At 60.7% G+C, this 10180-nt stretch carries 9 protein-coding genes and 1 pseudogene; all 10 read right to left on the reverse strand.

The annotated features are described in order from the left end of the window. Positions 1 to 576: 576 nt before the first annotated feature. Complete coding sequence (locus VNX23_RS10505; RefSeq protein WP_325629731.1) at positions 577 to 915, reverse strand: potassium channel family protein; 339 nt, start codon at positions 913 to 915, stop codon at positions 577 to 579. A gap of 46 nt (positions 916 to 961) precedes the next feature. Next, a complete protein-coding gene (locus VNX23_RS10510) occupies positions 962 to 1888 on the reverse strand; it encodes an HlyD family secretion protein (protein WP_325629733.1) in 927 nt (308 codons plus the stop codon). A gap of 12 nt (positions 1889 to 1900) precedes the next feature. Further along, entirely contained in the window at positions 1901 to 2104 is a 204-nt protein-coding gene (locus tag VNX23_RS10515) for a DUF1656 domain-containing protein (protein ID WP_325629735.1), read from the reverse strand. Continuing rightward, positions 2088 to 4130, reverse strand: coding sequence for an FUSC family protein (locus VNX23_RS10520; RefSeq protein ID WP_325629737.1), 2043 nt, complete (start codon positions 4128 to 4130; stop codon positions 2088 to 2090). Before VNX23_RS10520 ends, VNX23_RS10515 begins: the two co-directional genes overlap by 17 nt. Positions 4131 to 4135: 5 nt before the next feature. Further along, positions 4136 to 4441: pseudogene (locus VNX23_RS10525) on the reverse strand (UbiA family prenyltransferase); the annotation flags it as partial. Positions 4442 to 4574: 133 nt separating this feature from the next. Further along, entirely contained in the window at positions 4575 to 5888 is a 1314-nt protein-coding gene (locus VNX23_RS10530; RefSeq protein WP_325629739.1) for an MFS transporter, read from the reverse strand. Between the two features lie 58 nt (positions 5889 to 5946). Next, complete coding sequence (gene poxB / locus VNX23_RS10535) at positions 5947 to 7680, reverse strand: ubiquinone-dependent pyruvate dehydrogenase (RefSeq protein WP_325629741.1); 1734 nt, start codon at positions 7678 to 7680, stop codon at positions 5947 to 5949. Positions 7681 to 7927: 247 nt separating this feature from the next. After that, positions 7928 to 8068 carry a hypothetical protein gene (locus VNX23_RS10540; protein WP_325629743.1) on the reverse strand — a complete coding sequence of 47 codons (141 nt, stop codon included), beginning with the start codon at positions 8066 to 8068 and terminating at the stop codon, positions 7928 to 7930. Positions 8069 to 8993: 925 nt separating this feature from the next. Continuing rightward, entirely contained in the window at positions 8994 to 9200 is a 207-nt protein-coding gene (locus tag VNX23_RS10545; protein WP_325629744.1) for a hypothetical protein, read from the reverse strand. A gap of 421 nt (positions 9201 to 9621) precedes the next feature. Continuing rightward, entirely contained in the window at positions 9622 to 10173 is a 552-nt protein-coding gene (locus VNX23_RS10550; RefSeq protein ID WP_325629745.1) for a TetR/AcrR family transcriptional regulator, read from the reverse strand. Positions 10174 to 10180 lie beyond the last annotated feature (7 nt).

Below are 10180 nucleotides of genomic sequence, written 5' to 3' on the forward strand. Positions count from 1 at the left end.
GATCTCACCTTGGGAGTCGTTGGTCATCAACCAATTCAGCCTCGCGATCTCCTTGGCTCGAAGCCCCGCCTTGACTGACAGGAGAAAGATCAGACGGTTTCTTTCCGGGTGCCGCGTGGTGGAGAGATAAGCAAGCATGGCGTCCACCTGGCCCTTGCTTAGCGTCTTTGCTTGTTTTCCTAGTCCCATTTGTCCTCCAAACCCGTTATTTAAGGGCAGCAGGACGCTGGACTGTAACCAGTCGGGAGAGGTCGTACATGCCGACCTGAAAATACTCCTTGGCCGATCAGGGCTTTGCCCGGACTGATGATAGAAGAGTTATTCTATAATCAGTGGGCTGTCGCGCATCCCCAAGACATTGTCTGCTTCCGGGTGCGCATAACGGACTCAAGTCGGACATCACGCTATGTCCGAAATGTGCCGCCAGAAGCCGACATTGCTCCGACCCGGTCCGCGCGCACGTAAACTGGAGTGGGATCACTGCGAGTCGCATCGCGGGACGTGCTGAAATCCCGATTCCACTTGCGGCGCTGGTGCGGGCAGCGAGCGCTCGCATCTGAATACAAGTGCTGTCTCTCACCCGGTGTCGTCATCGGTGAGCGCTGTGCGCATGGCGTGGACCGCAATCCCGGCTATGAGGCCCGTGAGAAAGAGCCCGGAGAGACCAATCCCGATCGCAAGTGCGCGCGCGAGCGCCTGCCGCGGTACGATGTCCCCGTAACCAATCGTGAGGCCGGTAATGAAGGTGAAATAGACCGCATCCCCGAGAGACCAGCCCTCAACAAGACCAGTCAACAAACCTAGGGCAACCTGAATTGCAAGAATTGTCGACAGCACCGGCCACGTAAGATGAACGGCGCGGCCCAGGGCCACGAAAAAGCGCCTTTGCTCGCTCTTTGGTGCCCCCCGGTTCACGCATACTCCTATGTCTCAGTTCGGTTTCGCTATTCGCGACCGAGTCCTAACTCGAAGATGCTCCAAAAATTGCTGCCATAACCTTCCTGATCCCGAGCCCGATTTGGGGTGTCGCGCCTTCCTTCACCACGACTGTGCAGGTCATTCCGGCGCTGATCAGCACGCCGGGTGGTACGTGCGTGAGGTGGACGGTGATAGGAATGCGCTGTGCCAGTCGGACCCAGGTGAATGTGGGATTGACGGAAGAAAGGAGCTCTGGACCATCCTTGTTGTCCTGATCCGTGATGCCTCTTGCTATGCCCATGATGGTCCCTTGTAGCGCCGGGGATCCGTCCATGAGGTGAATCTCGGCGCTGTCGCCTGGTTTGATATGCGGGATCTTGGTTTCCTCGAAGTAGGCCTCGACCCGATACGAATCGCTATCGATCAGGGCCATCACCGGCTTTCCTTGCGAGGCAAACGTGCCCTTTGCCAGGTTGAGATTGGTGATGAAGCCATTGACCGACGCGCGTACTTCGGTTCGCTTGAGGTTCAGAGCAGCGGTGTCGCGGGATGCCATTGCTTGCTGGTGGTTGGCGGCCGCTGTTTCCGACTGTCGACGCGCGTTGTCAAGATTTTCAACAGTGATGGTGTCCCCGGGGGACAGCTTCGAGCGCCGCTGATATTGATCGCGCAACATAAGATATTGAGCGTGTCGCGCCGCCAGCGTGGCTTCGGCGTCTGCGAGCGCGAGTCGAAAGCGCTCCTGATCAATTGTGAAGAGCACGTCGCCCTTGTGCACGAATTGGTTATCCCGCACGCGAATATCATCAACCCAACCAGAAATGTCGGGCGCCACCGTCACCACATTGGCGCGGACGCGGGCGTCTCGGGTCCATGGCGAATAGAGGTAGTAGCTCGCGAGATCGTAGCAAAGCAAACCGGCTGCCATGACCAAGACAAGAGTAAGCAACACACGTACGACGGCCTGCATAGGTAAGCTCCTTTAATGATTGGCCACGGCAAGCGCGCCGCCGCAAAAGAGACAAACGAAGAGGGCGAAGCGGGCGAGTGGTGCATGCCAGAACAGCCGGTAAAAGCCGCGCCAGGTCAGCAATGCGTCGACTAGAGAAAATACTACCAGCGAGCACACGAACCAGGCGGCGATCGTCGGCACAAACGCGCCCAAAAGATCAAATTGGGATTGCATTCGACCCTCCCTGCAGGATCATTCGCGCCCGCATGAGATCGGAGCCAAGCGTCGCAGATCCGACGATGACCCCGCTCAGTGCTTGGATTTTCGCCGGTTCAGCCGAGCCCTGGTCGGTTGCGAGGGCATGGCGACTAAGCGCACGCGCCTCAGCTGCCCTCCCGCTGAATTTCCAGACCGATGGATTGCGAATGGTTTGCGACAGCCGGGCGAGCAGACGCGAGCCCTCCGCGGCGATACCGGGCGTCACCACCGTTGCACCGAGGGAGCTTTTCAGGCGGCCGATTGCCTGCGCGGCTGATAGCGCAGTCAACGCGCTCATCAAGCATTCCTGCGCGACCTTTGGTTCATCCTTGAGGCGCGCAAGCGTGGTCCCGAGCTGTTCGAATAGGGCACGCTGGTAACATCGAAAAGCAGGGCCGTGAGGACAGGCGCTGGTGAGGTGGGCCAGTTGGACAAAGAGCTGCTTGCGGAAGCGGCGACCTGCGTAGGCCGGGGTCTCGGGGAAGAAAGTCGCAAACAGCACCACCGCAACTGCTATGCCTACGAGAATGGCAAGCGACGAGTTCAGAAATGCGACGGCGTCGTAGGTCATGACGTTGCTAATGTTCGAGGCGAAGGTGAAGTACACGGCAGACAACATGCCGAGCGCACCGATCTGAGGCTGCGCCATGATAAAACCGCAAGTCAGCAGCAGCGGTGCAAGCGCTACCGCCATTGAAGGAAAGTCGACGGCAAGCGGCATCAGGTAGAACTGGGTCGCGAAAACCGGGACCGCTGCGATGAGCACGGTCGCGGCAGCGGCCATGCTGATCTTGTCCGGCTGCTCAAGGGAAGCGAGCAGGCTGCACACGACGGCGGCAACGATGACCGCGATAGGGCCGGCTGGCCAGGCCGTCGCGAACCAAAATGCGGAAGTAACTCCGACTGCCAGCGCGGAGCGGATGCCGATTATGGCCGCAGGCACAGGGTCCGACCAAAGCCGACACGCGAAGCTTGGTTCAGGCAGCCTCTCACCCCGGTCGAAGGCCTCCACGCAGGCCTGAAGCCGGGTGCGCGCAAGCAATAGGTCGCGCTCATCCGCTGCGCGCACCAGTGCAGATACTATCGGGCCGTCTCCAGTGCGGGACTTGTTCGCAGGAGAGGTCCCGACGCTGAGCGATGCTTTTTCTTCCGGCCGGGCCGGCGAATCCCCACGATGGCTCGCGACTGCTGCTGCCATGGTGCAAAGCTCCACTGCGGCCTGGGTTAAGCTGCGCAGCGGCTGGTCGACAATGCGCGCCTCGGCGCTCTCGAAATACGTCGATTGCTGCATTGCCTGGATGTCGAGATAGGCCTTAGCGAGCTCAGTCCGCTCGGCGGTGACGTGCTTGGAGTCCGCATGGGGGTCGAGAAGGAGGGCTGCGAAGCTTTCCGCGCGGCGAGCTAGAGCGACGACAAGCTCAATGAGCTTTGGCGAGAGGTCGCGCACCAGGATCAACCGACTCACGAGCGCCGCACAGATGATCCCAAGCGAGATCTCCGTGAACCGCGCCAGCAGCAAATCATAGGCTCCAGTCGGCGCGAGGGCGGCCGGGATGCCGACGATGGCGACCGTGTAGCCTGCCAGCTGGAAGCCATAGGACGCGAAACTACGGACCGCACGGGCGGCAAAGCTGCAGAAACAGACCCATACGGCCAGCGCGGCCACGAACAGTTCGCCGTATTGGGCCAGACCAAAAACGAGCGCGATCGAAACAAGGAGCCCGGCGATGGTGCCGAGGATACGATAGAAGCTCTTGGCGAGAACGAGTCCGCTGTCCGGTTGCGATACGATGAAAACGGTCAGAAACGACCATCGTGGATCGTCGAGGCCAGCCCAGAATGCGATGTAGAGCGCGAGCAATGCTGCCGCAAAGGTCTTGACCGCAAAAGTCAGTCCGATGGCGGTCTGATGATCGAGCCACGCCGGCATTTCGGGGAGCCAGGTGCGCAACCGCCCGCTCGCAACAACGGTTTTCATCAGTGTACCGAGTTGTGCATGCATGACGCTTAGCCGATTCTTGGTCCCGGAAACGGCGGGCTCGGCAGTTGCTGCGAATGATTGCGCTGTGCCTGAGCGACCCCCCGCTTAGCTGAAGGAGACATGGCCAGTGCTACCAGCGAGCGAGTCATCACCGTGTCGATGTCGGCGTCGTACCACATGTTGAGGACGCCGGCGGCGCCGGTTCCTGCGGCGATTGCGAGAACCACAATGGATCCAAGGAGTGCATCGGGATGACCGGGTGCAATGACCAGCCCAACAACCGCGGTGAACACCGCGAGCAACATCACGCGCGGCTTCATGAGCGCGAGAAAAGCGGATAGCCGCGTTGTCAACGGTGATTGCGCAAGCAGTTGCCGGCGTGACAGGGGAAGCGACGCGATCGCCATGTCGCCTCTCCTCAGGGACAGAGATTGGTCGGTCTTCATGTGCTCGATCATGGTCGCGTTACGCCCGTGGTGCGTGTAGCGCCTGATTCGCTTCACGACCGGCTGAGCCGGTTTCCCTGAGGAAGACCGTGGCGATCAGAGCGATCACGATAGCGGCGACAAAGACGCTGCCGGCCTTGGCGAAGACGTCCTCCGTTAATGGCCCGCTGTTCGCGAGTTTTTGCAACCACCACCCATACGCAGGCGCCAACAATGCGCTGAGCACGAAGACGATGAAGTTCATCGCACCTGTAGCGCTGCCCTTGGCATGATCCGGATTCACCTCTTTGATGGTCGAGTACGGGATCATCGCGGCTCCGGATCCGAAGCCGAGCAGGAATGCCAGGAGATACGGAGGGAACGTCTCGGGCGGCAGATAATAGATCGCCAGGGCCGCCACCAGCATCAACGCAGATCCCGCGAATATCACGGGTTTGCGGCGTCCGATGCGGTCTGCGACGTATCCAAGGATCGGGCAGCCGAACACCCAACCTATCGCCACCATCGCTGCACGATCGACCGCCTGCGCGTAATCCACGTGCCAGCCGTGTTCCAGGAATGACACGCCCCAGGTCATGGCGCCGACCGTCGTCGGCAGGAAGAGCAAGCCGCCGATCAGGCCGCACAGGTAGGACTGAGGGTTGGTCAAGACGACCTTGTACGGCGCGAATGTGCTCCACAATCCCGCCTGCGATGCTGCGGATTGCGGCGCTGCGGGTTCCTTCTCACGCGGGGTAACGACGAACATTGCGACCGCGATCAGCAACGTCACAAGACCGGCATAGATCCATAACTCCTCCCAGGCGATCGGCCCGTGGATCAATGGGGCTGTAACGAACTGGCCTGCCGACCCACCGAGCATGCCGATGCATTGGGTGATGCCGATCGCAGTTGCGAGGTACCGCGCCGGAAGACCGTGGGCCGCGAGATAGACAGCCGCAACGAAAGCATAGGCGGCGCCTGCGCCCTGCAGGAGGCGACCGACAGCCGCGGTCCCTTCCCCTCCCAGGGCAAACATCGCGGTGCCGACCGCCAGAAGCAACACGCCAAACGGAACCGTGTACTTCCCGCCCCAGCGATCGACCGAGGCGCCGGCAATAACCGCGAATATCGCGTACGTGTAATAGTAAAGTCCGATCAGGGAGCTTAAGCCCGTTGTCGAGAGGCCAAATGCGCTCGTCAACTCAGGCAGCATCACGCTCGGCGCGGAGCGTACTGCGTACTCCATGAAGTAGAACAACAGGCAGAAGGCCCAGGCGACAATAAATGCCGCATGAAAGTCACTGGCCTTCGCCGACTTGGATTCACGAATAGCGATTGCCTGTGTGGACATTGAACTCTCTCCGTTGTGATGACGCGTCGTGCCGATTCGGGTGAGCGGCAGCTCTTGGTCAACGCCAAAGGTTCGTCTTCGCGAGGTCGACGAGTTCGTCGCCGCGCCCGCTCATCACAGCCTTCAACATGAAAAGCGAGAAGCCCTTGGCCATTTCCAAGGTGATCGACGGCGGCATCGCGAGCTCCGCCCGGGCCACCACGGCATCGACGAGGACCGGCCCGTCATGGGCGAGAGCGGCGGCGATGCCGTCATTCACCTCGCCAGCATCCTCGAGTCTAATTCCCTTTATGCCGATGGCTTCTGCCATCGTCGCGAAATTCGGGTTCTTGAAGTCGGTGCCGAAATCAAGGAACCCTGATGACTTCTGCTCGAGTTCGATGAACCCAAGCGCGCCATTGTTAAAAACCACGATCTTGACCGGCAACTTAAGCTGCACCAGGCTGAGCAAATCGCCCATCAGCATGCTGAAGCCGCCGTCGCCGGAGAGCGAGATCACTTGCCGGCCGGGATAAGTGGCTTGTGCGCCGATCGCCTGGGGCATGGCGTTGGCCATGGAGCCATGCCAGAACGAACCCAGCAGCCGCCGGCGGCCGTTCATTGCGAGATAGCGCGCGCCCCACACGACCGGGAGGCCGACGTCGCAGGTGAAGATGGCATCCGCTGCCGCCTGGTCGCTGAGCGCCTTGGCGATCTGCTGGGGATGAATGAGCCGCTTGCCGGGCTTGCCCACGGCGAGTTCGTCGAGCGCCTTGCGGGCCTTCGCGTAATGCTGCCGCGCGTGGACGAGGTGGGTGTCGTCGCGCTTTTGCTTGAGCAGCGGCAGCAGCGCCGTCAGTGTCGCACGGACGTCACCGACGATACCGAGATCGACGGGCGTTCGACGGCCGATGTTCTCCGGCCGCAGGTCGACCTGGGCGATGCTGGCATCACCTCCCTCCGGATAGAATTGCCGGTAGGGGAAGTCGGTGCCGAGCATCAGCAGGGTATCGCACTCGCGCATGGCGTAGTAGCCGGACGAGAAGCCGATGAGCCCGGTCATGCCCACGTCGTAAGGGTTTTCCCATTCGACATGCTCTTTGCCGCGATACGCGTGCACCATCGGAGCCTTGAGGCGCTCGCCGAGCGCCAGCAGCTCGTCGTGCGCGCCCTGGCATCCCGAGCCGCACAGAAGGGTGATGCGGTCATTGTCATTGAGCAACGCGGCAAGCCGGTCCAGATCGTCGGGCGCCGGCGTAACGACCGGCGGCTTTGGCAGCAGTCCTTCGGCCTTGGGCGGCGGCGCAGCCGATGCCGGCTGCAAAGCGACGTCGCCCGGAATGACAACGACCGACACACCCCGCTTGCTAACCGCCTCCCGGATCGCGACCTCGAGGATACGCGGCATCTGGTTGGCGCTCGACACGAGCTCGCAATAGTGACTGCATTCCTGGAAGAGAAACTGGGGGTGTGTTTCCTGGAAGTACCCGCTGCCGATCTCGGCTGACGGGATGTGTGTGGCGATTGCGAGCACAGGCACGCGCGAGCGGTGGCAGTCGAAGAGGCCGTTGATGAGGTGCAGGTTGCCTGGCCCGCAGCTTCCCGCACAGACTGCGAGCTCGCCGGTCAGGTGTGCCTGGGCGCCAGCCGCGAAGGCGGCGACCTCTTCGTGCCGCACATGCATCCACTCGATCTTGCCTTGGCGGCGGATGGCATCGGTCAGACCGTTCAGGCTGTCACCGACGATCCCATAAATCCGCTTGACGCCAGCGGCGACGAGGACCTCAGCGAATTGATCTGCAACGGTTGTCATGAAAGTCGCTCCAAGATTAGAGGCGTGATTTGGGCAACGCCGCGTACGCCGCCGAAATCCTGGTGAGACGCAATTTGATGATTTGGAATGCCGCGGTCTATTGCGCGCTGGGTCGCGCGGGTTACACTCATCGTTTCGGTGCGCTGAACCTTGGCTTACAGGTTCCAAACGGTGCGGTTGGGCTACTACTCGCCGCACGTCGTTGAACCGTGAGTAATCTCGGCCAACGGGCTCGCTAATGTATGGTTCACACCGACTGCTTCAACGCGGTAGCGTCGACATCGCTGCGTTCACGCAGCAGCTGCTGCCTGCGATGATAGTGGCGGCTTGGGGCTACTACGTGAAAGCCAGTGGCAAACCGGTATTTGACGCCAACGGAGATTTCCACGGCTATCGCGGAACCGTCATCAACTGCCGGCCCATTCTCAGACCTGAGCGGCCGGGCTGACGCGGTATTTGCCGACATCAAACACGAGATGCGGATTTCGCAGGAAGAGATATTCGAGCACCCAGCCGACGTAAATACCAGGACATCCCAGCTTCAAGCGCTACACCGCGACCTCCGTTGTAGGAGTACTCGCGGAAACTCCGGTGGGCTGGAACACCGGTCGGAGCATCGGACATCAGTCCGGTCCACTCCTGGAAATGAACGACCCAAGCGGGCGCGGTCGCTAAACCAAGCCCGGCGAGAGACGGAAATGCTTTAGACCGTCATGGGTGGCGTGATCGTCGGATCGGTCTCGCCCGGACCCAGCGCAGACAAGCAGAGAGTAACGGGGCGAACCGCACTGCCCGTCCCGACCACAAAAGTGGTTCTCTGGTCCGATGCTGAGCCGGCGCCGTTAGACGCAGCGTGGGAAGCACTTTGCCGCACAGGCAAAGTGCTGTCCTCAACCGAAACCGCAACTGACCAAGCGAGCTAACAGTCACTGGCCAAACGGCTTGGTCAAAAAATGTTGGCCCGAAGGACACTCATCCCAGCGAAGTGAGGATGAGGTGGCAAGATGCCGCCAAGAGAGCCGTCAAGCTTCGATTCATCGCCCTGAATCTTTGCGGTCCGCGAACATGCGATCGACAAGTTCCACCAAAGCTTGGTGAGACGACGAACCTCCGCGAGATAAAAAGTCGTTGATAGGCATCCGCCATTTGTCGCTTGGATCGTCGTCGTTTTCGTATCGCACGTGGAGCGATCCATCCTTGTCCTGTTCGAGGTACCACCAACTATCGCGTTCGCTAGACATGTGCCTACAAAAAATAGTCGATCTCGCCATGCGTGATTCCCCGTACCAAGCCGATCTCGTTTCAAGCGTAAATCAAAGCTTTGCCGCCGCGGCCTGCAGCTTGACCCGCGCGGTCCGCCCGCTTGCTCGCTCCACCGATACAAGCGAGACTTCCTCGAGGACTTGCAGCGCACGGGCCTTAGCATCCCGGCTCACATCGAACCGATCGAGCAGTCCCTTCGGGAGCGTGATCCATTCGCTCCTCGTCACCGCCACCCGGTGGTGAACCAGCAGGAACACGCTGAGCGCTTTGCCGGGAAGGTTCGAAGCGCGAGCGAGTGGGTCATCGGCAGACCTGCAAACATGGCTGCAGTTAGCGCCAGCGAACACAGGCAGTACGTAAATGCGGCAGTGCATTGTTCAAGTGAAGGCACGAGGCGTTGCCGCGTTGGTGGGGTACCCGTGAGCCCGAGCGCCTTAGTGGTTCTCGGGTTAGTCACTAATTCGTGTTTAGATGCCTACTTCACGGGCGGGTCTACAAGGAAAGCTAGCGAGATGGACATGTTGACATGACGAACGCTGCGTCGCTCGCGCAAGGCAATTTGCTCAGCGTCAGTGACGGAGCCTGAGAGAATCTCCTCCAGCCAGCGCCTGCCTCCAGTCGGAGGCGTCGTTCCGGCCGCTCCGGCCGGACCTCGTTTCGCGATCTGGCGCAGCGCCACTATTTTTTATTCATCAACCGCTTGCGCGAATCCGCCAGCGCGCGGGAGAAGACCTTGATGTCGTCGAGCGCGCGCGTCAGCACCAGCGCGCCCTGAATTTCCAGCACCGCTTGTTCCGCCTTCTGGCGTGCGGTGGTTCTGTCATCGCCGAGCCGCCGCAACGCGGCTGCGAGTGCATCGATCCAGCCCGCGAAATAGGTTTTGACCTTGTCGTCAAACAGATCGCGCGAGGCGCCGAGCGCCACTGCGCCAACCAGACACACCCGCTGTCCAGAGCGGAAATAATCATCGACCGCCGCAAACATGTCGGCGATGCCCTTTGCCGGATCGGTCGATGTCCGCAGCGGCGTATAGATGTTGTCGGCGAACCACCGGTCGATGGAAGTCAGAACCTCCATCGCCATCTGCTCCTTGCCGCCTGGAAAGAAATTGTAGAGGCTGCCCTTGCCGAGCCCGGTCGCGTCCGAAATCAGCGCCAGCGTCGCGCCCTCATAGCCATGGGCTCGAAACACTTCCGCCAGTTGCGGCAAGACATCAGCACGCTCGGCAATCGACCTC

Source organism: Bradyrhizobium sp., assembly GCF_035570375.1.
Lineage (GTDB): Bacteria > Pseudomonadota > Alphaproteobacteria > Rhizobiales > Xanthobacteraceae > Bradyrhizobium.